The organism is Pseudomonas sp. AU12215 (genome assembly GCF_001675465.2).
In the GTDB taxonomy this organism is placed as follows: domain Bacteria; phylum Pseudomonadota; class Gammaproteobacteria; order Pseudomonadales; family Pseudomonadaceae; genus Pseudomonas; species Pseudomonas nitroreducens.
The window spans coordinates 144,356-167,204 of the sequence record NZ_MACM02000141.1; the positions used below are offsets into that span (position 1 = coordinate 144,356).

23 protein-coding genes are annotated in these 22,849 nt (G+C 62.3%); 1 reads left to right on the forward strand and 22 read right to left on the reverse strand.

The window, feature by feature from the left end:
- Window positions 1-36: 36 nt before the first annotated feature.
- From A9513_RS20670 to A9513_RS20760, 19 genes are all read right to left on the reverse strand, one after another.
- Window positions 37-1,041, reverse strand: coding sequence for a WavE lipopolysaccharide synthesis family protein (locus A9513_RS20670; RefSeq protein ID WP_065085459.1), 1,005 nt, complete (start codon window positions 1,039-1,041; stop codon window positions 37-39).
- Window positions 1,038-2,525 (reverse strand): GMC oxidoreductase, encoded by a 1,488-nt coding sequence (locus A9513_RS20675; protein WP_037016717.1) that lies wholly within the window; start codon window positions 2,523-2,525, stop codon window positions 1,038-1,040. Before A9513_RS20675 ends, A9513_RS20670 begins: the two co-directional genes overlap by 4 nt.
- Window positions 2,526-2,527: 2 nt before the next feature.
- Window positions 2,528-2,848: a hypothetical protein gene (locus A9513_RS20680; RefSeq protein ID WP_141678466.1), complete on the reverse strand. Its 321-nt coding sequence runs from the start codon at window positions 2,846-2,848 to the stop codon at window positions 2,528-2,530.
- Window positions 2,849-2,857: 9 nt separating this feature from the next.
- Entirely contained in the window at window positions 2,858-3,481 is a 624-nt protein-coding gene (locus tag A9513_RS20685; RefSeq protein WP_065327739.1) for a hypothetical protein, read from the reverse strand.
- Window positions 3,478-5,253 (reverse strand): hypothetical protein, encoded by a 1,776-nt coding sequence (locus A9513_RS20690; RefSeq protein WP_065085462.1) that lies wholly within the window; start codon window positions 5,251-5,253, stop codon window positions 3,478-3,480. The genes A9513_RS20685 and A9513_RS20690 overlap by 4 nt, the downstream gene beginning before the upstream one ends.
- Entirely contained in the window at window positions 5,250-5,576 is a 327-nt protein-coding gene (locus A9513_RS20695) for a hypothetical protein (RefSeq protein WP_037016706.1), read from the reverse strand. Before A9513_RS20695 ends, A9513_RS20690 begins: the two co-directional genes overlap by 4 nt.
- Complete coding sequence (locus tag A9513_RS20700; protein ID WP_037016703.1) at window positions 5,573-6,304, reverse strand: glycosyltransferase family 2 protein; 732 nt, start codon at window positions 6,302-6,304, stop codon at window positions 5,573-5,575. Before A9513_RS20700 ends, A9513_RS20695 begins: the two co-directional genes overlap by 4 nt.
- Before the next feature lie 2 nt (window positions 6,305-6,306).
- A complete protein-coding gene (locus tag A9513_RS20705) occupies window positions 6,307-6,951 on the reverse strand; it encodes an HAD family phosphatase (protein ID WP_065085463.1) in 645 nt (214 codons plus the stop codon).
- Between the two features lie 4 nt (window positions 6,952-6,955).
- Window positions 6,956-7,573 (reverse strand): phosphodiesterase, encoded by a 618-nt coding sequence (locus A9513_RS20710; protein ID WP_037016700.1) that lies wholly within the window; start codon window positions 7,571-7,573, stop codon window positions 6,956-6,958.
- A gap of 2 nt (window positions 7,574-7,575) precedes the next feature.
- Complete coding sequence (locus A9513_RS20715; RefSeq protein WP_065085464.1) at window positions 7,576-8,331, reverse strand: glycosyltransferase family 2 protein; 756 nt, start codon at window positions 8,329-8,331, stop codon at window positions 7,576-7,578.
- Window positions 8,332-8,342: 11 nt separating this feature from the next.
- Window positions 8,343-9,044, reverse strand: coding sequence for an ABC transporter ATP-binding protein (locus A9513_RS20720; RefSeq protein ID WP_037016694.1), 702 nt, complete (start codon window positions 9,042-9,044; stop codon window positions 8,343-8,345).
- Complete coding sequence (locus tag A9513_RS20725; protein ID WP_141678467.1) at window positions 9,041-9,832, reverse strand: ABC transporter permease; 792 nt, start codon at window positions 9,830-9,832, stop codon at window positions 9,041-9,043. The genes A9513_RS20720 and A9513_RS20725 overlap by 4 nt, the downstream gene beginning before the upstream one ends.
- 1,002 nt (window positions 9,833-10,834) lie before the next feature.
- Entirely contained in the window at window positions 10,835-11,506 is a 672-nt protein-coding gene (locus A9513_RS20730) for a flavin reductase family protein (RefSeq protein WP_065085466.1), read from the reverse strand.
- 11 nt (window positions 11,507-11,517) lie between these two features.
- Entirely contained in the window at window positions 11,518-13,017 is a 1,500-nt protein-coding gene (locus tag A9513_RS20735; RefSeq protein ID WP_065085467.1) for an amidohydrolase family protein, read from the reverse strand.
- Complete coding sequence (locus A9513_RS20740) at window positions 13,014-14,213, reverse strand: amidohydrolase family protein (protein WP_065085468.1); 1,200 nt, start codon at window positions 14,211-14,213, stop codon at window positions 13,014-13,016. Before A9513_RS20740 ends, A9513_RS20735 begins: the two co-directional genes overlap by 4 nt.
- A gap of 218 nt (window positions 14,214-14,431) precedes the next feature.
- Window positions 14,432-15,484, reverse strand: a complete 1,053-nt coding sequence (locus A9513_RS20745) for an extracellular solute-binding protein (RefSeq protein WP_065085469.1) — start codon at window positions 15,482-15,484, stop codon at window positions 14,432-14,434.
- Window positions 15,485-15,526: 42 nt separating this feature from the next.
- Entirely contained in the window at window positions 15,527-16,318 is a 792-nt protein-coding gene (locus A9513_RS20750) for an ABC transporter permease (protein ID WP_038803366.1), read from the reverse strand.
- Window positions 16,315-17,223 carry an ABC transporter permease gene (locus A9513_RS20755; RefSeq protein ID WP_024764789.1) on the reverse strand — a complete coding sequence of 303 codons (909 nt, stop codon included), beginning with the start codon at window positions 17,221-17,223 and terminating at the stop codon, window positions 16,315-16,317. Before A9513_RS20755 ends, A9513_RS20750 begins: the two co-directional genes overlap by 4 nt.
- 1 nt (window position 17,224) lies before the next feature.
- Complete coding sequence (locus A9513_RS20760; RefSeq protein WP_065085470.1) at window positions 17,225-18,295, reverse strand: ABC transporter ATP-binding protein; 1,071 nt, start codon at window positions 18,293-18,295, stop codon at window positions 17,225-17,227.
- Window positions 18,296-18,435: 140 nt separating this feature from the next.
- Here A9513_RS20760 and A9513_RS20765 point away from each other — a divergent pair, with 140 nt between their 5' ends.
- Window positions 18,436-19,122: a GntR family transcriptional regulator gene (locus tag A9513_RS20765; protein ID WP_024764787.1), complete on the forward strand. Its 687-nt coding sequence runs from the start codon at window positions 18,436-18,438 to the stop codon at window positions 19,120-19,122.
- A 150-nt stretch (window positions 19,123-19,272) separates the two neighbouring features.
- On the opposite strand, the gene yjiA is transcribed toward A9513_RS20765, so the two are convergent.
- From yjiA to A9513_RS20780, 3 genes are all read right to left on the reverse strand, one after another.
- Complete coding sequence (gene yjiA / locus A9513_RS20770) at window positions 19,273-20,271, reverse strand: GTPase (protein WP_065085471.1); 999 nt, start codon at window positions 20,269-20,271, stop codon at window positions 19,273-19,275.
- A gap of 192 nt (window positions 20,272-20,463) precedes the next feature.
- Window positions 20,464-20,667, reverse strand: a complete 204-nt coding sequence (locus A9513_RS20775) for a YbdD/YjiX family protein (RefSeq protein ID WP_015478970.1) — start codon at window positions 20,665-20,667, stop codon at window positions 20,464-20,466.
- Window positions 20,668-20,679: 12 nt separating this feature from the next.
- Entirely contained in the window at window positions 20,680-22,746 is a 2,067-nt protein-coding gene (locus tag A9513_RS20780; protein ID WP_065085472.1) for a carbon starvation CstA family protein, read from the reverse strand.
- Window positions 22,747-22,849: the final 103 nt, after the last annotated feature.

Consider the following 22,849-nt stretch of genomic DNA (forward strand, 5'->3'; position numbering starts at 1 on the left):
GCGAAGCGGAACTCAACCCTCACGGTTCGATACTTCTCAGACTCGCCCTGCGCCATTGACCCGCCGATAGAAATTCCGGACCGTCACAGCGGCACTGGATGAAAACGAAAAGAGCACCAGCGATGCTACCGAGACCAGCCAGCGCCGGTGGAACCAGCACAGCAGGTACTTGTTGATCAGCAGGTCGGCGTAACGCAGTGCCTTTTGCGAGGGCGAGCGTTGCGTACGCAGGATGTGCATATCCTGCTCGGTCATCAACGACTCCGGCGCGTAGGGCGCGCTGAGAAATCGACCAGGAGGCTCTACCCCCAGACTCTGCCAATCGTGAAGCTCGAAGTTCTCCAGCAACAGCTCTTCCCACGCACTGAACAGCTCGAAGCTGGTGTGCGAGATATGCTCAAGATCCAGGCGCAGGCCATTGCGCTGAGCAAAGCGCAGAAATATCGCCTGCTCTGGCAGAAGACGGAACGAGGTGAACCCCTGGAAAGTACCAATCGGGTTCGTGCGAGGGCCGCCGGAACGGTACAGGAAGTCCTTGGGTATGAGCTCGCTGCCCCAGAGCTTGCGCAGATCTTCAGTACGCCCGAACTGCAAGGTGTCGGTGAGGTGGAACAGGTACGGAACCTTGCACGGGTTGCGCAGGAACAGGTTGGACACCCCGACTCGCTCGGCGAAAAATTTTGCCGACGCTTGCCCGCCAATGCGCGCGAGCACCACATCGCTGCAAAGGACATGGTCGGTTCTCAGCTTCAGGCAGTATTCCCGTTCGACCCGTGCCAGCCCGTTGATCATGGTCGAGATCAACTTGTTCACGTTGTTGACGTTGCCGTTCACGTCTTCAAATTGCGCAGCCGAGCCATCCGCGACGACAACCACGCCCTCATACGAGGGACTGCGGCTGATGTCGGTGGTGGCAAGCACAATCTGCGCGTCCGGCAGATAGCGTCTGACCGATTCGATGGCGCGCCCCGCCAGGTCCGCGACGCCGTCGCTCAGCGGCCCCTGAAGCAGGACGGTCAGTTGCCGGGAGGTGATGCTCATACGCGGCCGTTGAGTTGATCGGCCAACATCAGGCTCAGCGCCACGACAGTCACCGTAGGGTTGCGCGAGCCACAGCGCGGGAATACGGCGGAGCCGGTGACATAGACGTTTTCTGTGCCACGCAACTTGAATTCGCCGTCCACCACCGAGCGCGGACCATTGCCCATGCCCAGCGTACCGACCAGGTGGTGAGTGCCGAACCACTTGTTGTAGTGCTTCATCTCACCGCTCTTGAGCGGCACCGCTCCCACCGCCTCGATCTTGTCGTAGATGTCCTTGACGATCTTGTCGTAGATCCCCTTTTCGCGGTGATAGGCCTCGCTGTCCAGGGTGATCTTGCCGTTCTTGTAGCCGATGGCCACGTCCCACTCCGGCGGAATCTCCAACAGGATGAACAGGGCCAGCGTCGAACCGACACCGCGAATGGCTTCCTCCAGATCCCAGTGGTTGATCTTGTTCAGATCGATGGCGCCACTGAGCGACTGATCGGAGATGGGGGTCATCAATCCCAGCGTGGTGTATTCGATACCGTCGCGCTCGCCCGACAGCTCCGGGATGACGAGCTGCGAGGAGGTGTTCAATTCGTGATACGGAATCGCCGAGTCAGGCAGCACGCAGGTCAGCTGGGCGATGGCGTGGTCCTGATAGTGATGCCCCATCAGATGCGCCGGCGTGGCCTGGGGCAGGTTGCTCTTGAGCAGCAACTTCATCGACTCGACACCGTGAGCGGCCACGATGACTCGGTTGAAGCGGATGCTCAGTGGCCCTTCCTGGGTCATGCAGAGCGCTTCCACCGCCTTGCCCTCCTCGAAGCGCAGGGACTCGACCATGACCCCATTGAGCACGCGCTTGCCGGCCTGGATATGCAGCGATCGGGTCTTGGCGTCCATGGGGCAGAGTTCGCAATCCCCGGCGCCCATGCAGGAGCCCTGGCCATTGGAGTTGTCGCCGGTCAGGTTGTGTGACTGCGCACCGATGTAGGCCGCCGGGAAATAGGGCTCCAGTGCGGCCCGCCACTTGGCAACACCCTTGATCTTGGCGCGCGCATTGCGCCCATCGGGGTCATGCGGATCGGCGGCGATGCGCAGCAGCTGCTCGGCCTTGGAGTAGAAGGGTTTCATCTGCTCCATGGTGAAGGGCCAGGCAAAGGTGCCCGTGCGATCGGAGAACACGTTTTCGGTGAGCCGGAAGCTCAGCCCGCCCCAGTGATTGGAACAGCCGCCATCCACCACGATGTATTCCGAGCGGCAGTCACCACCAATCTTCTCCGGCTTGTTGAACGGCAGGGCCGAAACATAGGAGTGACGGATCATCGCCGAGTGGCGGTCGATCTTGCCTTCCTTCTGGATCTCGTAGAAGCGCTGGCGACGTTCGAAGATGTTGAACTTCTCGCCGCGCTCGACGATCAGAACGTCTCCATGGAGTTCGCTCGCCACACTGCGGCCAGCAAAGCCATTGCCGATGATCAGGGTATCTACAAACATACTTATTCAGTCACTCGGAAGAAGCCTGGAACGCCATGCAGGCGCTTGGCGGCGTCGGCCACAATGAGATGACGGTTGGGGTTCACCAACTGCCCCATCAACGCCATCCGGTCCCGCTCGGTGACCCGCCGCGAGAGAATCTTGAGCAGCAGCTCCTGAGATACCAACTGCAGGTTCAGGTGCTTGTTGCGCATCACGAATGAGTGCGGATCGAAGCGCCGCGCGTTGGCATTGGTGACGCCCTTGGTGATCGCATGACCAGCCAGGCCGCCAGCCAGCACCAGCATTCCGGAGACGAAGGTTCTACGCTTTACACTTTCCATGGTTCGTCCTTACGCCCGCGCCCGATTGCTGACTCTGCGGATGGCGAACCGCGCCAGCGCCCGCAACATCACGAATGGCCATTTGAGCAGCGGAATTCTGGCCACGAGTTTTTCGGTCGTGGCGGAAAGAAACAGCAAGTCGGTCTCCAGTGAGCTACCAGACAGGCTGCGGATTTCCGGCAGGACGTTGAGCGCGGCATTGCTGGCACGCAGATACAAAGGCAACTGGACGCGAGGGACGATGAACACCAGCTTCGACTGCCGGGCCGGAGGCAGCATGAAGAGGCAGGTCGCCAGCTTGCCGATAAAGTCTTCGCCCGTACTGAGCGCATGCTGGCCGAAGTCGAAGACCAGCCAGTCCTGCTCGATGGAGCCGATCTGCTCGGCAATCCGATTGGTATCGAGCACAACCTTGCCATCGGCGAAACTTCCCTTCTCATGCAGGAAGTCATCGAGCAGGAAGCCTCTGCGCGCCCCCAGCTCGGTGTCTGGCTGAGCCACTAGGTTGTAGAAGTTATCCACTGCAATGATGCTGCTTCTGGGCGCATCTTCCGTCTGGATCGCAGACAGTCTCGCGACGAGACCATCAAGATCCACTGTCCCGGCATCCCGGGCGACGACGAATACTTTCACGAGTCGGCCTTCGCGTAGGAGTCGAAGGGCGTCGAGTTATGGATGGCTCGAACGCACTCCTTGAAGCTGGTGAAATAGAAAAACCGGCCATTCTTCCGATAGAGGTTCAGCGCGGAAAGCAGGACGCCGGGAAGCGACAGCACACGGCTGTGGAAGTATTCCCGTGGAGTCTCGAAGAACCAGGTCTGAACCGTGCGCTGCTTGATCATGCTGCGCACCGGCCAGCAGTCGATGATGAAATTGCGCTTGGCGTCGGCCGGGTCCTTGAGGAACTTCTGCTCGTACTCCAGGCGCAGTCCGTCAGGCAGTTGATCCAGCAGCACCAGCTTCTCGAAATCGGAGATGAACTGGCGGACCGAGGCCAGATCGTTGGCAAACGAGGAATGACGCACCACCGTGCTGATCAGGCGTACCCATCGGCGAGCCCCCAGGTCCTTGAGACCGGTGGGGATCGACGGGGCGCTTTCGTCGCTGACATAGCGGGCGGCGAACAGCTGAAGCCTGGCCAGCGCTGCGGCAGGGGTCATACGTAGCAGCGGCTTCTTCGGCAGCAACGAAAGGAAATTCGGCGAGGCCGACGCAATCGCGCCGTTGGGAACTTCGATGTAGGCGCTGGAGCCCAGCACCGCTCGCGAGGTGATGCTTTGCGTAATACCGTGCGGATTGATGCGGGTGGGCACGCCCAATTTGGAGCTGCGCACGCCGTGCTCGATATCCTCGTATTCCACCCACAGCAGCGACTCGTCCAACGGGCAGAGATTCCACACTTCCCTGCGGCAGATGTAGAGGCTGCCGGTGGGATAGGAGATGTCGTTGTTGTAGCGGATCGGATTGGCGAAGCAGAAGCCGGAGCGCTCGAGTTCGGTGAAGGTCGAAGGCGCAACGGTCACCGCACTTTGATCGGTACGGTGCAGCCCCTTGATGCCACCACCCATCTCATTCATCGAGCGGCCCAGGTCGGAGTAACGACGCGGGTACATGCACATTCGATTGTCGAAGAACAGGCTTTGCAGCGTCATGAGCGGATAGCGCGGGCCAAAGCGACGCACCATCTCGCCGAAATGGCTGGGCAGGAAGACGCGGTCGTGCAGGATCACCAGGTTGTTGTAGCGCGCTTCCTGGGCCAGGCGGTTCTTCTTCTTGCAGATCTGCACCGGCGGCGCGGTAATGTCCTCGCCGACAATGCGCACCTGATCGAAGTAGCGGAAGTTCTTGCCCGGTGTGCCGCAGAGGAGAATTTCCTTGTTGGGAATATCCAGTTCGAGGATGCGCTGCACGACGGCGTTGAGCACCGTGGCGTCTTCCGGACCAACCGGCAGGCCGAAGGTCCAGCTGTCGAGGTCGTCATCGGCCTCGGCCGGCAGACGCGCCGACTTTTGATAGGTGACGCGAGTAGCACTGCGCTCGATGCAGGTCAGTGCTACCTGGAAGTAGTCTCGATCCAGGTAGCTGGGCTGAGGCGTGTCTTCGATCAGCGTCAGCGTTTGCCCCACTTCCAGAAAGTGGGCAGCATCCCACAGCAGCAGCGGACTCAGGGGCGAATCGCTTTGCACGCCGTAGAAGCAGTAGGAGCCCGCTCCGTAGATGTCCAGCGGACGCTTGGCAGCGTGCAGCTTCCTGATCGTGATGTCGGCCTGGCGGCCCTTGAACTGGCGGAAGGAAATCAGCCGCTCGCATGCTTGCGGCAAGCTCAGGTCGAGCGGAATGTCACGCAGTTGCTTGGGCGTCAGATAGCCCAGCTTCGCATCGTGTTGGAGCGCAATCGTCTTCATGCTTCTACGAGGTACTTGTCGTTCAGTGCTCCAGGCACCTTGACTACAACGGTGACCGCATCGGAAAGGGCCTTGAACGCGGTGACATCACCTGGCTCTAGCACCACGATTTCACCAGCGCCCCAGACCTTGCCGCACATTTCCACTTCACCGGAGAGCACCAGCGTCACCTCGGTGGCGATCTTGTGATAATGCGCCGCTTCGGCGTCGCCGGCCTGGTATGGCTTGACCGCCACTTCGCAAGCTTGCGTGCTGAACGCAGTGGGTGTGAAGCCGCCGACGAACCAGCCCTTGACCATGTCTTTGAGATTCGCGGAATTCATCGGGCGCCTACCGTTTCGAAAGCGTGCAGCTGATGGGTGTTCTTCAGCGGGTGGTACTGGTTCAGCTCGACGCGGAAGGTGCCGATCCTCTTGTGCTGCAGTACCAGTTCGTTCAACGCCGGCGCGATGTAGAACACATCGTTGACTTTGGCGTCCTTGCGGATCATTTCCTTCACCGCCTCGACGAATACCGCACCCCGGTCGAACCAGTACAGGCCCGCCACCGCGTGGTTGCTGATCGGGTTTTTCTCCGCTGCTTCGACGACGTAGCCTTCGTCGTTCAGGCGAGCGAAGGAGTAGCGCGGGTGCAGGGATTTGAAGATGACCACGCCGGCATCGCACTGGTCGCTGCGGAAGCCGCCGACGATGTCTCGCAGCGAACCATCGAGCAGTTCGTTGCAATTGAGGATCAGCAACTCGTCATCGTTGTCGATGCTTTCCGCCGCCAGGAGCGCGGTGCACGCCGCCCCCATGGTCAGCGCCTGGACGGCATGCACGCTGGCCACCGGGCTCATCTGCTGGAGCATATTGCGCAGGTGGTACTTGGAGACGTCCCCCTTGGGCAGCATGCAGATGATGCGTGCCGGCTCCAGCGACAGGCAACGTTCCACCAGGTGCTGGATCAGCGGGATACCGTCGCGCTCGGACAGGTAGTCGGGGTAGTTGCTCTCGGCCTTCACCGAAGTGCCTTCACCACCGGCCAGCAGTACGATGTTCAGTTTGCGCATGATCAGGCCTCCGGCCGCTCTTGCCGCTGGGCTTCGATCTGCTCGATGCGGCGGGTGATGTTTTCCAGGTTGACGTCCTCGACGTCCTCGACCACCAGAACGTGTGCGCCGGAAGCGCGAGCTGCGCGAATACCGTTCTCGTTGTCTTCGACAATCAGGCACTCGTCAGGGGAAAGACCGAAGGACTGGATGGCCTTGGTGTAGATGTCCGGAGCAGGCTTGGGGCTCTTGACGTCTTCGTTGGACAGTTTCAGGTCCAGGTACTGATCCAGACGCGCCTTCTCCATCATCACTTCGACGGTGTGGCGAATGGAGTTGGAGGCCACGGCAAGCTTGTAACCACGGTTTTTCAGCGACGACAGCGCGTACTGGTGATTGAAGGTCGGCTTGCACTGCGAGTAGACGATTTCCATCGTGTACGCCTGCTTCATCTCATTGATGAAGCCGTGCAGCTCTTTGGGCAGGTCGTGCTCGACGCTGAGCATGTTGAGCTTGCGCGAGGTCGGCAGACCATCATAGGTGGTCAGGTGGTCGTGGCGGCTGATGGTGTGGCCAAACAGATTCAACGCCTTGTTCAGGGCATCGTAGTGCCACTCCTTCGCCTCGATCAGCACACCGTCCATGTCGAATATCACTGCTTTGATCATGAGTTCATTCCTTGAAGAAAGTACGGGCGGATTCGGGCAGATCGGTGCACAGCGTCAGATTCGCCGCGTCCTGGAAATCGCCCAGCAGTTGCCAAAGCGGCAGATGTTCGCGGCCGTGCAACTCCGAGGAGACGACGCAGATCTGCTTGCCGCCAGCCAGGAGGTCGGCGATCTGATCGCGGGAGTACCACTCGACGCCGAAGCTATCGAGCCAGATGCCATCCGCCTCGTTCAGCCAGGCAGGCGCCGGCTCGACCTCGCTCTGGCGGGTGTAGGTGCTTACACCCGCAGCGAGATAGCTGCGCATGTCCGGGACGGCCATGTCGAAGACGAACCAGTTGCTGTGGCCGCGCGCCGCGAAGGCGCTCTTGAGCGCCTCGCACAGTCCGTCTGCCTTGATGTTCATGGCCAGCGGGAGGTTGCGCCCGGCCATGATGTCCAGCAGATCGTCGAGCGACATCTCATCGCCGCACGGCATGTCGTGGGATATGACCAGGCGACCGGCCACATCACGCACGTCGGTCTCGGTGCCGAAGCCCAGGTCGAACGAGCGCTCGAAGGCAACCTTCAAGTTGCGCTCGGCCTTCTCCAGCCAGTAGCCGCGATGACTGATGATCTGCATGCTCAGCGCCCCGCGGTGGCCGACTGGCTGACCGGCAGGCTGAGGAACAGGTTCAGGTCGGCTGGAATGCCCAGACCGTACATGCCCGCCCCTTCCGAGCCGATGCTGTAGTGAACGATGCGGGCGTCCTGCCCGATCATCTCGTTGTAGGCCGGCGCAACATAGAACTCACCATTGACGCGCAGGCCCTTGTCGAACATCGATTCGATGGCGGTAATCAGTTGTTGGCCGCTGCGGAAGTTGTAGATACCGACGGTGGCTTCGTCGGAGATCACTTCCTTCTCGATGACGCGATCGATGCGGCCGGCAGCGTCGAAACCGACGAAGGACCACTTGGGATCGTCAGCCTTCATGGTCATGATCAGGCCATCGGCCTGCTGTTCTTCCATGGCACGCAGGTAGTCGTTGATGTCGATATCCACGTACTGGTCGCTGTTGGCGATCATCACCGGATCGTTCGAGTCGATCAGCTCCTTGGCGGCGTAGACGGTGCACGCGGCGCCTTCGGTCAGGCCGTCGAGCTCGACGATGGCACAGCCCGGCGCCCACTCCTGCAGCTTGTCTTTCAGGCCATAGGCCTCAACGTGGGCGGCCTGGCAAATGAAGATGAAGCGGTGCTCGCAGGCCGGCGTCAGGTTATCGATCACCACCTTGATCATCGGCACCGAATGCACCGGGATCAGCGGCTTGGGATCCTTGTATCCTGCGACCGCAAAACGGCTACCGGCGCCTGCCATGGGAACTACTATGTTGAGCATCTGCTTTTCCTTCACTTGCGCAGAATGAATTCGTCGTACGCGTCCATGATTTCGCTGGTCGGGCCGAGCATCTGTACGCGTCCATCCTTGAGCCAGCACACACGGCTGCACAGCTCTCTGATACGACTGGAGTCGTGGGACACGAACACCACGGTCTGATTGCCGGCCATCATTTCCCGCATAGTGGCTTCGGCCTTCTCGCGGAAGTGCCCGTCGCCGACGCTTAGCACTTCATCCAGCAGGATCACGTCCGGCCGCGCGCACTTGGAAATGGCGAACCCCAGGCGCGCACGCATGCCGGTGGAATAGCCGCGCACCGGCTGCGACGCGGCGTCGGCCAGCTCGGCGTAATCGAGGATTTCGGCGCAAAGCTCGCGCATGCGCTTGCGGGTCATGCCCATGAACATGCCGCTGAGCACGATGTTGTCGCGTGCATCGAGGTTGTCGTCGAAGCCCAACTGCAGGTTGAGCAGCGAGATATTGGAAACCGAGCGGCGCACGCGGCCACGGGTGGGCTGGTAAATGCCCGCCAGCACCTTGAGCAGGGTGCTTTTGCCGGCGCCATTGCCGCCCACCACGCCGAAAGTCTCACCATGGCCGATGGAGAAAGAAACGTCGTGGAGCACGCCGGTCGAGCCCCTGGAGAAGAGTCCCAGACCATTACGGAAAGACAGCGACAGGCCGTCTGCAGTCAAAGCGTAGGTGTCGTTCATTTGCTCAACGCCATGGCATAGGAGTTCTTGTTGTTCGCCACGAAGAGAGCCGCGACCAGGAACACCGCCAAACCGCCGCTGAACAAGGTGAACAGTTCTTCCAGCGGCGGAGCGCGATCGTACATCAGCACCTCGCGGTACAGATTGACCAGCGATGCCAGCGGGTTGAGCTCGAACAGGGTATGGAACTGCCCAGGAACGATGTCTTTCGTGTAGAAAATCCCGGAAGCGAACATCAGGAATTGCATGCCGGTGGAGATCAGGATGCGCAGATCGGGCATGAACGGAATGAGGCCGGCCACGAAAACGCCGATGCCTGCCGTGATGATCAACTGGACGAACGCGATGAGAGGCAAGTACAGCCAGACCAGCGTCGGTCGCAGCCCCAAGGCGCAGAGCAGGACCAGCAACAGAGCGACTACAACCGATTCCTTGACCACATCCTTGAAGATGGATGTCAGAGGGAAAATCAGCGGGTCCACGGTGCAGTGTTCGAGAATGAATTTCTTCTCGTAGATGGCATCCGTGCAGTTGAGCACGCTCTTGCTGAACCAAGTCCAGAAGGTCACGCCAATGATCAGGAACACGGCGTAGTCCTCCACGGGAATACGCAGCAACTGCCCGAACACCATGTAGTAGATGCCGAGCATGATCAGCGGCTCGAGTACCCACCACGCAAGCCCGAGACGGGTCCTGGTGGACTCTGATTTCAAGCCCAGTCTTGCCCTCTCTATCGATACCTGGACGACCGACCAGATACCGCTCCCCACCCCCAGCTGGAAACTCACGACACTCCCTCACTTTCCCAAGGCCGAATGACGCCGCTGCGCAGGCAAGGGATTTTTAGTCCGCCGCGCAGTTCGTGTGCATTCAAGGCAAAGTTCACCGCGCGGCTTACAGTGCGCCGGCGATGCTCCCCCAACAATTCAGCGCAAAACGCGCCAAAATCCTTCAAACAAAATCGGCAGATGTCTCTCTGCTCGAACCATCCCGTACAGCCACGCAGCCGACGCTTTCGTCGTACTGGCTAGGCAATTGCTACGGAATGGAATGATGCCGCGGCATCCAACTACGAGCCGCACGCAGGCCTGGGTGAACAGGCTGCCGCCGACCTTCTCTGACGACGCCCAGACTCCGGCATTGACGGCGGAGGCTGGGCGATAAGGCTGGTTTTCAGTAGTGGCATTCCCTTGTCCTTTCCGAAAACGAAAAACGCTTCACACCAAAATTATGGATTTATTAAGGTGAGGAAAAACGCAAAAAATGTAGGAAAAATCCGATTACTGGCATAATGACACCCTACCAAACAGGCGTTCGGGTAGGGAAAAGAACTGCACGTTCGTCGGTATTTATTTCCTATTACAACGGTGATAGACCGTCTTTATGTCTCGGCGACAGCCAGACAGCCCAGGCTGGCCTAGGCGAAATTCCTTTCAATACTGCGAACTTACGCAGCATTTACCAACACGTTCGAAGGTAAATCACCACCGCTCCTCTTTGCCGACGCAACGACCACATCCTGACCATCAAAAATCCTTGCGGGCCCGCAGACACTTCGACACGGAACTCTGGCATGCGTTACCTGGTCGCCCCCGGCAGACGCGTGATAAATCGCTTCCAGAGCTCAACGATGCTGAAGAGGCAAAGAAAACACCCTGCAAGCAGGGCGTTATTCAGCGACTCCAGGTCATGTAGCACCGGCCCCTCATCCCCACTCACTTCGAAGAGCCAGCCCCTGAGACAGGATCGCTCGCCAAGCAGTAGACGCGCAGCGGAGGGCGCCTGGATGATCAGGCGAGTTCTTCAGCCACTGCCCACAAACGCTCTCCCGCACCTGGTGTTTCCATCCATTGCTTCAGCGAGCGCGTGGGCAAGTCGAAGTATTCCCGCGTACGCGCATAACCATGCCCGCCCATGCGGCCGATGGCGTCGAGGCCGAGCTGATCGATATAAAGCGTCGCCGGGTCGATCAGGTCGTCGCGCACATGGGCCATCAGCACTTCGCCAAGGATGATCTCTCGCGATTGGCCGATGGACAGCGCCATCATCCTCCGGCACTCCAGTGCAACCGGCGCCTCGCCGATGCGCGGGCAGCCAACGCGGGTGCCGGGGATGGCGGTGAGGCCGGCGGCGACCAGTTCGTCGAAGCCTGGCTCGAAGGGCACGGCGCAGACGTTCATGGCTTCCACCAGCGCGTCGGAGACGATGTTCACGGTGAATTCCTGATTGTTACGGATGTTCAGCGTGGTGTCCTTCGGGCTCAGGTCGCTGTAGTTCTCCACGCCCAGGGCGAGGATCGGCGGGTCGGCAGAAAGGGCGTTGAAGAAGCTGAAGGGGGCGGCGTTGGCGCGGCCTTCGGCGTCGATGGTCGTGACCAGCGCGATGGGCCGCGGCACGACGCTGCCGATGAGGATCTTGTATTTCTCGCGGGCGGACAGCTGCTGGAAGTCGAAGCTGAGCATGGATTGATCCTTCAATGAGCCTGCGGTGCGTGGGCATCGAGCAGCGGTGCGGCGGTGCTGTACGAGTCGGCAAAGGGAATCGCGGAACGGAACAGCGTGCGCCACGGCGGGTTGCCAAAGGCACGCTCTGCGTGGTGCTGCATCTGTTTCTGGAACAGTGCGTCAGCGCGGTGTTGCAGGTCGGCGTAATCGACGCCGATCACCTGGCCGCCCTGCATCACGCTGCGGCCGTCGATGAAGCTGGCGATGCAATCGTCGCCGCGGCCGGCGGTGAACAGGTTCTTCAGCGGATCGAAGAATGGCCCCTGGTGGAAATCACCCAGGCGGAACACCGTGATGTCCGCACGCGCGCCGACGGCGAGACGGCCGAGGTCATCGCGGCCCAGCGCCTGGGCACCGCCGAGGGTGGCGGCGTTGTACAGATCGAGCATGCGCGTGTGCTCGGCATCACCCTCCTTCACCCGCGCGATGTTCAGGCCCTGGCGCAGGTTGTCGAGCATGTCCGCCGGGAAGGTGTCGGTGCCCATGGCGAGATTGATGCCGCGCGCGCGGTAGGCACCGAAGGAATCCAGCGCGTCACCCTCGCGGGCAAACACCACGGGGCAATGCACCAGGCTTGCGCCGGTGTCGGCGAGGCGCTGCAATTCGTGATCGCCGCTGTGCAGGATGCCGTGGGGCAGCACGCTGCGCGGGTTGAGCAGGCCGTAGCTGTCGAGCCATTGCAGCGAGGACGTGTCGCGCAGGCGGCGCACCAGCTCCACTTCGTAGCGCGACTGGCAGCAGTGCAGGCGCAGCGGCGCGTTCAGTTCACGCTGGACGGCGGCGGTGCGTTCCAGCAGCGCGGGTGTGCAGGTTTCGATGCGATCGGGCAACAGCGCGCCGCGTACCAGGCTATTGTGTGCACCGTCGAAGTCGCGGAAGAAGCGTTCGGCTTCCTTCAATCCGGCGAGCCCTGCGGCTTCATCCCAGTGCTGCGCGGGGCTGCCGTCAGCGCGGGCGTAGGTCATCCCGCTCATGTAGCAGGGACCGAGATAGGTGCGCAGGCCCAACTCACCGGAGAGCGCGGCAACCCCGGCGAACTCGTCGTAGTGCTCGGCCCAGCGCCGGTAGTACATGGAGGTGATCGGCATGGCGGTGGTGATACCGTTGCGGATCAGTTGGGTGAAGGCGTAGCGGTATTTGAACAGCTCCTCGTCCGCGCTGTAGCACTCGCTCGGGCCGGTGCGCAGATAATCCTCGGACCAGACGCGGCCCATGTTCCATTCGGCGCCGTTATCCAGGGTGAGCACCGTGGAATCGAGATCGCCCAGCGCATCAAGATCAATGAAACCGGGGCCGACCAGCGCGTGGCCGTAATCGATCCACTGGCCGACGTCACCAGGAAAGCCGCGTCCGACGAAGAGTATTTTCCCGTCCTCGAACACGACTTCGCCGTGACGCCAGAGCACATGCTGCGTGCCGTCGAAGCCGACCACGAAGCTGGCTTTCAGGCCGAGGCGCGCACCGCTCACAGGCGCGACTCCAGCAGCCGCCCATGCTCGGCGATCAGCCTGCCGGCCTTGAATACCTGACGCTGCGCTGGACGCGCGACCACGGCCTCGCCGAGGGATTCGACCGGTAGCAGGAGGAAGTCCGCTGGCGCACCGACCTCGATACGCGCCGGCTCCCGGCCCAGCGCGCGAGCGCCGTTAGCAGTGGCAGCGGCGAAGGCGGCGGCAAGGTCGTCGTCCTTGCACAGGTCGAAGCGGAAGGCCAGCAGCATCGCGCGTTCGAGCATGTCGCCGTTGCCCATGGGCGACCAGGCATCGCGGATGCCATCGCTGCCCAGGCACAGGTTCACGCCGGCTTCGCGCAAGGCGAGGAACGGCGGCACCGGGGTATCGGCCGGGGCGGAGCTCATCAGGGAAATGCCTAGCTCGGAGAGTCGCTCGGCCAGCGGCTCGACCTGCTCCCAGGGCGCCATGCCCAGGCAGTAGGCGTGGCTGATCATGACCTTGCCCTGCAGGCCGTGGCGCTCGGTGAAGTCGGCGATGCGGGCGATCTGCCAGAGGCCCAGCTCGCCCTTGTCGTGCAGATGGATATCGACGCCCCGGCCGAATTCCACGGCGAGGCCGAAGACGATATCCAGCTGGGCGATGGGGTCGTCGTCGATGCCACAGGGGTCGAGGCCGCCGACGTTTTCCACGCCCAGTTGCATCGCCTCGCGCATCAGCTCGGCGGTGCCAGGGCGACTGACCAGGCCGGTCTGCGGGAAGACCACGAACTGCATGTCGATCAGATCAGCGTACCGTTCGCGTAGCGCCTGCATGGCGACCACATGGCGCAGGCCCAGCTCGGGGTCGATGTCCACGTGGCAACGGAAGGTCAGCGAGCCGCGGGCGATGCACTGCTCCAGCAGCGCGCCGGCACGCTCGGAAATCGGCGCCTCGATCTCGCGCAGAACGCGGCGTTCGTTGGCAATGTAGTCCTTGAGCGTCGGCCCGGCGCTGTTAGGCCGCCAGGGTTGGCCCCAGAGTGTCTTGTCCAGGTGGCAATGGCTCTCTACCAGCGGCGGCAGCAGGAGCTGGCCGGCACCGTCGACGTCGTCCTGTGCAATGGCGACGCCGCTCGCCGGGCGGCGCTCGGCGATGCGGCCGTTGTGGATCAGGAAATCTTCCGCCGCGTTACCGAGCGGACGGATGTTGCGCAGCCAGTAGCTGTCGGTCATGGGGACCTCGGATCTTGTTGAAAACGAAGGGCGGATAACCGCTTGCGGTTATCCGCCAATGAGCACGACGACGCGCGCTCCGGGTTCAAACTGGTAGGAGCGAGCTTGCTCGCGAACCGCACAACGTCGGTCAACCCGGAGTCTGTTCGCGAGCAAGGACTAGGCGTCCCCCTCGGTCCTACGAAGAGCAGTCCCGGGTACGGAGCCCGGTCGGACCATCAGCCCTTCAGCTTGGACCAGATGCGGTCCTGCAGCTCGCGGGACTTGTTGCTGCATTCCTTTTCCAGGCGCAGGCGCTGTGCGTATTCCTCGGGCATGTTGATGGCGTCCATGACCTTCCACTTGGCGTCGAGCAACTGGTCGGTCTGGATGCCATTGGAATAGGCGATGGCGTTGGTCACCGCGGCGGCGTTCTCCGGCTTCATCATCCAGTTGATGAAGACCTTGGCGTTCTCCGGATGCGGCGCGCTTTTCGGCACGGCAAAGTTGTCCTGGAAGGACGCCACGCCCTCGCGCGGGTAGACGTACTTGATGGTGCTCTTCTGCAAGGTGGCGCGGGCGGTGGAGCCGTTCCAGTTCTGCATCAGCACCACTTCGCCGGAGGCCATGCGGTCTACGGTGTTGTCCGAGCTGTACATCTTCAGGAAGGGCTTCTGCTTCTGCAGCAGCTCGAGAATCTTCTTCGCATCCTGCGGGTTCTCGGTGCACTCGTCGACGTTGAGGTAATGCGCGGCGGCGTTGATCAGGCTGCTCGGCGTGTCGAGCGCGGCGACCTGCCCCTGCAGCTCCGGACGCGGCTCGAAGAACTCCTTCCACGAGTTATCCAGCTTGCCGCCCGGCACCCGCGCGCTGTCGTAGGAGAAACCGGTGGTGCCCCACAGGTAGGGCGCCGAGTACTTGCGACCGGGATCGAAGCCCGGATCGCGGAAGGCCGGTTTGACGAACTGGAAGTTGGCCAGCGTGGGCGTGTCGATTTCCAGCAGCAGGTCCTGATTGATCAGCGTCTGCATGATCGAGTGCGACGGCACGATCACGTCGTATGCCGCACCGCCGGCCTGCAGTTTCGCCAGCAGGGTTTCATTGCTGTCGTAGCCGTCCATGGTGACCTTGATGCCGGTCTCCTTCTCGAACTTGGCCAGCAGTTCCACCGGGTAGTAGTCGGTCCAGTTGTAGAAGAATAGCTGCTTGGGTTCCTCGGCCTGGGCGACGCCCGCAGCCAGCAGGACGAGGGACAAACCGGCAAGGCCGTGACGCAGGGCATTCAACTTCATAGCGCTCTCCGAAAAGCTAAAGGTCAGGGTCGGCAGTCGTTATCAAGCGTCGGGTTTGCCGCGTTGGCCAAGCCAGTACGACAGCACCACGAGGACGATGGAAATCACCAGCATGAGAGTCGAGATGGCATTGATCTCGGGCGTCACCCCGGCCTTGATGGCCGAGAAGATGTAGACCGGCAGCGTCGTCGAGCCGGGGCCGGCGACGAAGAAGGTCATGATGAAGTCGTCGAGGCTGACCACGAACGCCAGCACCGCACCGGACAGCACCGCCGGCCACAGCAGCGGCAGCGTCACCCGGCGGAACACCTGGTACGGGCTGGCGTACAAATCTCCGGCGGCTTCCAGCAGGCTCTTGTCCAGATCGTTCAGGCGCGCGCGGATCGGCAGGTAGGCGAAGGGAATGCAGAAGCCGACGTGGGCGACGATCACTGTCAGCAAGCCGAGCTTGATGCCCAGCGACATGAACAGCAGCAGCGTGGCCACCGCGATGACGATCTCCGGCAGGATCAGCGGCAGGTTGATCCCGCCTTCCACCAGCCGCCGTCCGTAGAACGGCCGCGAGGTCGCCAGCGCCGCCGCCAGGGCAATCGCCGTGGACAGCACGGTAGCGAAGCCGGCGACCACCAGCGAGTTGAATGCAGCGGCCTGGATCGAGGGGTTGGCGACGATCTTGCCGTACCAGGCGAAGGAGAATTCGGTCCACACCGTGGCCGAGCGGTTGGCGTTGAAGCTGTAGGCGATCAACACGAAGATCGGCAGGTACAGATAGGCCAGCACCAGCAAGCTGGTTTCGCGGGTGCCGGGGAGTTTCTTCAGGTGCTGGGCGATCATGTCGAGGCTCCCAGGTGGACGGCCTTGGCCGCGCGGCGGCTGTACAGGGCGAACGCGATCAGCGCGAGCAGCATGATCGCCAGCAGCAGGAACGACAGCGAACCGCCCAGGGGCCAGTTGCGCGCGGTGCCGAACTGTTGCTGGATCAGGTTGCCGATCATCAGCGTCTTGCCGCCGCCGAGGATGGCGGGGGTAATGAAGGCGCCCAGGCTTGGCACGAACACCAGCAGGGAGCCGGCGATCACGCCCGGCATGGACAGCGGCAGGATCACCCGACGCAGTGCCTTCCAGCGGTTGGCGCCGAGGTCGTAGGCGGCCTCGACGAGACGCCAGTCGAGCTTCTCCAGGGTCGAGTAGATCGGCAGGATCATGAACGGCAGGAAGCTGTAGACCAGCCCGACGCAGACCGCGAAGTCGTTGTACAGCAGGGTGATGCCGCCGGCCTGGGGGAACAGCGCATTGACTGTCTGGGCGATCCAGCCGTGCTCGCGCAGGATGATCAGCCAGGCGTAGTTGCGGATCAGCAGGTTGGTCCAGAACGGGATGGTGATCAGCAGCACCATGAGGTTGCGCGAGCGCTCGCTCAGGCTGGTCATCCACAGCGCCACCGGGAAGCCGAAGAGGAAGCACAGCAGCGTGGTGCCGCCGGCCTGGAACAGCGAGCGCAGCAGCGCCTGGGCGTAGACCCAGTTGAGCTCCAGGTTGCCGTCGAAATCCTCTTGGAAGAACAGCTGCACGTAACTCTGGATCTGCCAGTCGGCGTGCCAGTCGACGCCGCCGTAGAGGTTGCGCGGCAGCAGGCTGATGTAGCCCATGATCGCCAGCGGGATGGCAATCAGCCCGAGCAGCGTCAGGGCCACCGGGCTGAGCAGCAACAGGCGTCGGGTGGTGGGCGACTCCTTCATCTCAAGCCTCCATCAGCAGGCAGGCCTGCGGCGGCAGGTGCACCGCCACGGCCTCGCCGACGTCACGGGCGCGGCCGCCCTCGTTGCTCTCGCGCAGGGTGATCTGCGAGGCATCGGGCAGGCGGCAGCGGTACAGCGTGGCGGTGCCGACGTACATCACCGTCTCGATCACCGCACGCAGGTGGTGCGGCTGCGACGGGTCGACCAACTTCGAGCGCTCCGGGCGGAAGGCCAGTTGCACGCTGGCGCTGCTCAGGCCCGCCGGCATCTCGCAGGCGATTTCCGCGGCCATGGCGTTGGGGTGGAAGCCGCCCTGGCGCATCTGGCCGGGAAGGAAGTTGATGTCGCCGATGAACTGCGCGACGAAGCGATGCGTCGGGCGTTCGTAGATTTCGTTGGGCGTGCCGATCTGCATGATGTTGCCGTGGGACATCACGGCGATGCGGTCGGACAGGGTCAGCGCTTCTTCCTGGTCGTGGGTGACGAAGATGAAGGTGATGCCCGCCTCTTCCTGCACGCGCTTGAGCTCGACCTGCATTTCCTTGCGCAGCTTCAGGTCCAGCGCGGACAGCGGTTCGTCGAGTAGCAGGACCGATGGCTTGGGCGCCAGCGCCCGGGCCAGGGCCACGCGCTGTTGCTGACCGCCGGACAGCTCGGCCGGCTTGCGTCGCGCCAGGTGTTCCATCTGCACCAGCGCGAGCATTTCCTTGACCCGGCCGGGAATCTCGCCGCGCGCCAAGCCCTGCATCTCCAGGCCGAAGGCGATGTTCTCGCTCACCGACATGTGCGGGAACAGCGCATAGCTCTGGAACACGGTGTTGATACGACGACGGTAGGGCGGCAGGTCGTTGACCCGCTCGCCGCCGACGAGGATGTCGCCGGAGGTGACGTTCTCGAACCCGGCGATGCTGCGCAGCAGCGTGGTCTTGCCGCAGCCGGACGGCCCCAGCAGGGTGAAGAACTCGTTATGGGCGATGTCGACCGACACTTCGTTGAGGGCGGGAGCGACGTTGGGATCATCGGTGTAACGCTTGCTGACCCGACGCACCTCGACTGACGACGAGTGATTCATTTTGGTGCATTCCTCTTGTTTTTGTATGCAATATTTGAATGCAATCTAGAAATAGCTGATGTATTTTTCTTCTGCAACTAGTTTTGCACGGACGGTTTTGCGGCATCCTTTGACGGGTCAAGCAAGAGGCGGAGTCGCTCATGACGGAGAAGCACCCCGAATCCACGGTGGAACGCGTCTACCAAGGGGTTTACGAGGCGATCAGCAAGCGCAGCCTGCGCCCGGGCATGAAGCTCGGCGAGGCGGCATTGGCGGATTTGTTCAAGGTCAGCCGCACTTCGGTGCGCGCGGCGCTGAAACATCTGGAAGCGGATGGGCTGGTGTCCAGCGCGCTCAACAAGGGTGCATGGGTGGCGTTACCCAGCGACGAGGAGATCCGCTCCCTGTTCGAAACCCGGCGGCTGATCGAGATCGGTATCGTCAGCGAACTCTGCCGCCGCGCGGACAGCGCGATCATCCAGGACCTGCGCGACCACGTGGCGCTGGAAGAGGCGACCCACGACCACGACCACGCGCGGTTCGTCCATCTGCTCGGCGAGTTTCACCTCAAGCTGGCGGCGGCGCTGAACAACCCGGTGCTGCTGGATTTCTTCCGCAAGCTGATCGAGCGCGCCTCGCTCTATGCCACGACCCTGGACGACGACCAGCACGAGACCTGCCGCGGCAACGAGCACCAGCGGCTGATCGAGTACATCGAGGCGGGCAACCAGGCGGCGGCCATCGAGCTGACCTGCATGCACCTGAACGCCATCGAGCAAGCGATCATCAAGGCGGCGGGGAACCTGAAGGCGGATTACCACCCGCTCAAGCATCTGATTGGTGGCTGAGGCGCTGCCCGCACAAGAACATGGGGCTTGGGGTGCATAACCTGGAACAGGTTATCCACCAGATACAGTCCGGCGGATAACGCTGGCGCGTTATCCGCCCTACGAAAAGCGTGCAGAGAAAACGCCCGACTTCCAGCGGGCGTTCGTCATTCAGGCGGTCGGGCCGCCCGTGATGCGATCGAAGCCCCGGCGAATTTCCTCTTCAGGCAGGTTGTCGCCGATGAAGACGATGACACTCTCGCGCTGCTCGTCACCTTTCCACTCGGTATCCCAGTCGAATCCATAGAGCCGCAGCACGCCCTGGAACACTAGGCGGCGCTCCTCGCCGGCGATGTTCAATACGCCCTTGTAGCGCAGCAGCGAGTTGCCGTGCCATTGCAACAGGTCGTCCATGAACTCACTGAGACGTTCGATTTCCAGCGGCTGGTCGCTGCGCAGCACCAGGGTGGTGATGCGGTCGGTGGTAGCCGCCGCCGGGCGCACCGGGCGCAGCAACGGGCGCAGGCCAACGTCGGCGTTGAGGTTGAAACCGCGCACGTCGAGCAGGCGCTCCAGTTCGATGGTGCCGTGCTCCACCGAGTGGATTTCGGCGCGCCGATTGATGCGCTGCAGGCGCTCGACCAATGCTTCGTATTGCTCCGGCGACACCAGGTCGCGCTTGCTCACCAGGATACGGTCGCCGAAACCGACCTGGGCCTGGGCGATCGCTTCCTGCAGGTGGCGGTCGGCATTGGCGGCGTCTACCAGGGTGATGATGCCGTCGAGCAGGTAGCGCTCGCGCAGGGTCTCGTCGACGAAGAAAGTCTGCGCCACCGGCGCCGGGTCGGCCAGGCCGGTGCACTCGATCACCAGGCGGTCGAAGTCCAGCTCGCCGTTGTCGCGGCGCTCCAGCAGGACGTAGAGCGCACGCTCGAGGTCGTTATTGATGGTGCAGCAGACGCAGCCGTTGGACAGCGTCGTCACCTGCACCGCATCGTCGCCGAGCAATTGGGCATCGATGGGCGTCTCGCTGAATTCGTTCTCGATCACGGCGATCTTCAGGCCGTGTTCGGCCTTGAGGATGTACTTGAGCAGGGTGGTCTTGCCGGCCCCGAGGAAGCCGGTGAGAACAGTCACCGGAATCTGCGGCACGCTTGCGGAATCGGTCATGGGAACATCCAGGCAATCGGAAAAGAAAACGGGCCGCGATCGCTCGCGGCCCGCATTTCTATTTTATGAAACGTCGACGAGGCAGGCGAGGCAAGGCGCCAGCGGCCGGAAAAAGCGGAGTCTACTTCAGTAGATGAGCATTTTTCCGGCCGCTGGCAACGCAGCATCGGCCACGCAGCCAGTTTCATCGCATCAGCAGCAGCGGATCGGCCTCCCCTTGCCGCCGCCATAGCGCGCTTCCTGGCGCTCGCGGAAGAACTCCTCGTAGGTCATCGGAGTCTTGTCCGGATGCTTGTTCTGCATGTGCTGAACGTAGGTGTCGTAATCGGGCATGCCAACCAGCATGCGCGCGGCCTGCCCGAGATACTTACCCATGCGGCTGAGGTCGTTGAACATGATGAACCTCCGTCAGGCGTCCGGGATCGGCTGGAACGGAGCTTCCTTGTCGGTGCGCTCCTTCTTGGTCCAGGCGCTGGCGCCTACCTTGATCGCGTACACCAGAACGCTGAACACCACCAGCAGGAACAGCACGGTGAGGCCGGCGTTGATGTAGGCATTCATCATCACGTGCTGCATCTGGCCGATATCCTTGGCCGGGGCAATGATCTGCCCGGCGTCCAGGCCCGCCGAGTACTTCTTGCCCAGGGCGATGAAGCCCACGGCCGGGTTGCTGTCGAACAGCTTGATCAGGCCGGCGGTGGTGGTGCAGATCAACAGCCAGGCGGCCGGCAGGGCGGTCACCCAGACGTACTGCTGGCGCTTCATCTTGATCAGCACGACGGTGGAGAGCATCAGCGCGATGCCGGCGAGCATCTGGTTGGAGATGCCGAACAGCGGCCACAGCGTGTTGATGCCACCCAGCGGATCGACCACGCCCTGGTACAGCAGCCAGCCCCACAGCGCGACGCAGCCGCCGGTGCCGATGATGTTGGCGGTCCAGGATTCGGTCTTCTTCAGCGCCGGAACGAAGTTGCCCAGCAGATCCTGCAGCATGAAGCGCCCGGCACGGGTGCCGGCGTCCACCGCGGTGAGGATGAACAGCGCCTCGAAGAGGATCGCGAAGTGGTACCAGAAGGCCATGGTGTTCTCACCCGGCAGCACCTGGTGAAGGATGTGCGCGATGCCCACGGCGAGGGTCGGCGCACCACCGGCACGGGCCAGGATGGTGGTCTCGCCGATGTCCTTGGCGGTCTGGGCCAGTACTTCCGGAGTGATGGTGAAGCCCCAGCTGCTGACGGTCGCGGCCACTGCGGTGACGTCGGTGCCGACCACGGCAGGCGGGCTGTTCATGGCGAAGTAGATGCCCGGCTCGATGACCGAGGCGGCAACCATCGCCATGATCGCCACGAAGGACTCCATCAGCATGCCGCCGTAGCCGATGTAGCGGGCGTCGGGTTCGCGGTTGAGCAGCTTGGGCGTGGTGCCCGAGGAGATCAGCGCGTGGAAGCCGGACACGGCGCCACAGGCGATGGTGATGAACAGGAACGGGAACAGGCCGCCCTTCCACACCGGGCCGGTGCCATCGGTGAACTGGGTCAGGGCCGGCATCTTCAGCTCCGGCGAGACGATCACGATGCCGATGGCCAGGGCGATGATGGTGCCGATCTTGAGGAAGGTCGACAGATAGTCACGCGGCGCCAGCAGCAGCCACACGGGCAGCACCGAGGCGATGGCGCCGTAGGCGATCAGCATCCAGACGATCTGCACACCATGGAAGGTGAACACCGGGGCCCATTCGGGGCTGGCGGCAATCTGGCCACCGAGCCAGATGGAGCCCAGCAGCAGCACGATGCCCACCACGGAAATCTCGCCGATGCGGCCCGGGCGGATGTAGCGCATGTACACGCCCATGAACAGCGCGATCGGGATGGTCGCCAGTACGGTGAACATGCCCCACGGGCTTTCGGCCAGGGCCTTCACCACGATCAGCGCGAGCACCGCAAGGATGATGATCATGATCAGGAACGCGCCGAACAGGGCGATGGTCCCCGCCACCTGCCCCATTTCCTCGCGGACCAGTTCACCCAGGGAGCGCCCGTTGCGGCGGCTGGAGATGAACAGCACCATGAAGTCCTGCACGGCGCCGGCCAGTACGACGCCGGCGATCAGCCAGAGCGTGCCGGGCAGGTAGCCCATCTGCGCTGCCAGCACGGGGCCGACCAGCGGGCCGGCGCCGGCGATGGCGGCGAAATGGTGACCGAAGAGGATGTGCTTATTGGTCGGGACGTAGTCCAGGCCGTCGTTATTGAGGACCGCAGGGGTCGCTCGATTGGGGTCCAGTTGCATCACCTTGGTGGCGATGAACAGGCTGTAGTAGCGGTAGGCGACCAGATAGATGGCGACGGCTGCGGCGACGATCCACAGTGCGTTGATGGCTTCGCCGCGGCGTAGCGCCACGACTCCCAAGGCAAATGCACCGACTATCGCCACCGCCAGCCAGGCAAGGTGACGTAGCAGGCTGTTGTTATTGTTCATAGCGAGGCTTCCGACAGTTTGAAGGCGAGAATTCGCAGAAAAATTCTAGTCTTTTCCAGCGACCCATTCATACGACCTTAGTCTAGGGCGGTTACGCGCTTAT

What these genes read in the sequence shown, in the direction of transcription:
- A9513_RS20670 (WP_065085459.1), bottom strand. Translation starts at nt 1,041, where the DNA reads ATGAGCATCACCTCCCGGCAACTGACCGTCCTGCTTCAGGGGCCGCTG.
- A9513_RS20675 (WP_037016717.1), bottom strand. Translation starts at nt 2,525, where the DNA reads ATGTTTGTAGATACCCTGATCATCGGCAATGGCTTTGCTGGCCGCAGT.
- A9513_RS20680 (WP_141678466.1), bottom strand. Translation starts at nt 2,848, where the DNA reads ATGGAAAGTGTAAAGCGTAGAACCTTCGTCTCCGGAATGCTGGTGCTG.
- A9513_RS20690 (WP_065085462.1), bottom strand. Translation starts at nt 5,253, where the DNA reads ATGAAGACGATTGCGCTCCAACACGATGCGAAGCTGGGCTATCTGACG.
- A9513_RS20695 (WP_037016706.1), bottom strand. Translation starts at nt 5,576, where the DNA reads ATGAATTCCGCGAATCTCAAAGACATGGTCAAGGGCTGGTTCGTCGGC.
- A9513_RS20700 (WP_037016703.1), bottom strand. Translation starts at nt 6,304, where the DNA reads ATGCGCAAACTGAACATCGTACTGCTGGCCGGTGGTGAAGGCACTTCG.
- A9513_RS20705 (WP_065085463.1), bottom strand. Translation starts at nt 6,951, where the DNA reads ATGATCAAAGCAGTGATATTCGACATGGACGGTGTGCTGATCGAGGCG.
- A9513_RS20710 (WP_037016700.1), bottom strand. Translation starts at nt 7,573, where the DNA reads ATGCAGATCATCAGTCATCGCGGCTACTGGCTGGAGAAGGCCGAGCGC.
- A9513_RS20715 (WP_065085464.1), bottom strand. Translation starts at nt 8,331, where the DNA reads ATGCTCAACATAGTAGTTCCCATGGCAGGCGCCGGTAGCCGTTTTGCG.
- A9513_RS20720 (WP_037016694.1), bottom strand. Translation starts at nt 9,044, where the DNA reads ATGAACGACACCTACGCTTTGACTGCAGACGGCCTGTCGCTGTCTTTC.
- A9513_RS20730 (WP_065085466.1), bottom strand. Translation starts at nt 11,506, where the DNA reads ATGCTCAGCTTCGACTTCCAGCAGCTGTCCGCCCGCGAGAAATACAAG.
- A9513_RS20740 (WP_065085468.1), bottom strand. Translation starts at nt 14,213, where the DNA reads ATGACCGACAGCTACTGGCTGCGCAACATCCGTCCGCTCGGTAACGCG.
- A9513_RS20745 (WP_065085469.1), bottom strand. Translation starts at nt 15,484, where the DNA reads ATGAAGTTGAATGCCCTGCGTCACGGCCTTGCCGGTTTGTCCCTCGTC.
- A9513_RS20750 (WP_038803366.1), bottom strand. Translation starts at nt 16,318, where the DNA reads ATGATCGCCCAGCACCTGAAGAAACTCCCCGGCACCCGCGAAACCAGC.
- A9513_RS20755 (WP_024764789.1), bottom strand. Translation starts at nt 17,223, where the DNA reads ATGAAGGAGTCGCCCACCACCCGACGCCTGTTGCTGCTCAGCCCGGTG.
- A9513_RS20760 (WP_065085470.1), bottom strand. Translation starts at nt 18,295, where the DNA reads ATGAATCACTCGTCGTCAGTCGAGGTGCGTCGGGTCAGCAAGCGTTAC.
- A9513_RS20765 (WP_024764787.1), top strand. Translation starts at nt 18,436, where the DNA reads ATGACGGAGAAGCACCCCGAATCCACGGTGGAACGCGTCTACCAAGGG.
- yjiA (WP_065085471.1), bottom strand. Translation starts at nt 20,271, where the DNA reads ATGACCGATTCCGCAAGCGTGCCGCAGATTCCGGTGACTGTTCTCACC.
- A9513_RS20775 (WP_015478970.1), bottom strand. Translation starts at nt 20,667, where the DNA reads ATGTTCAACGACCTCAGCCGCATGGGTAAGTATCTCGGGCAGGCCGCG.
- A9513_RS20780 (WP_065085472.1), bottom strand. Translation starts at nt 22,746, where the DNA reads ATGAACAATAACAACAGCCTGCTACGTCACCTTGCCTGGCTGGCGGTG.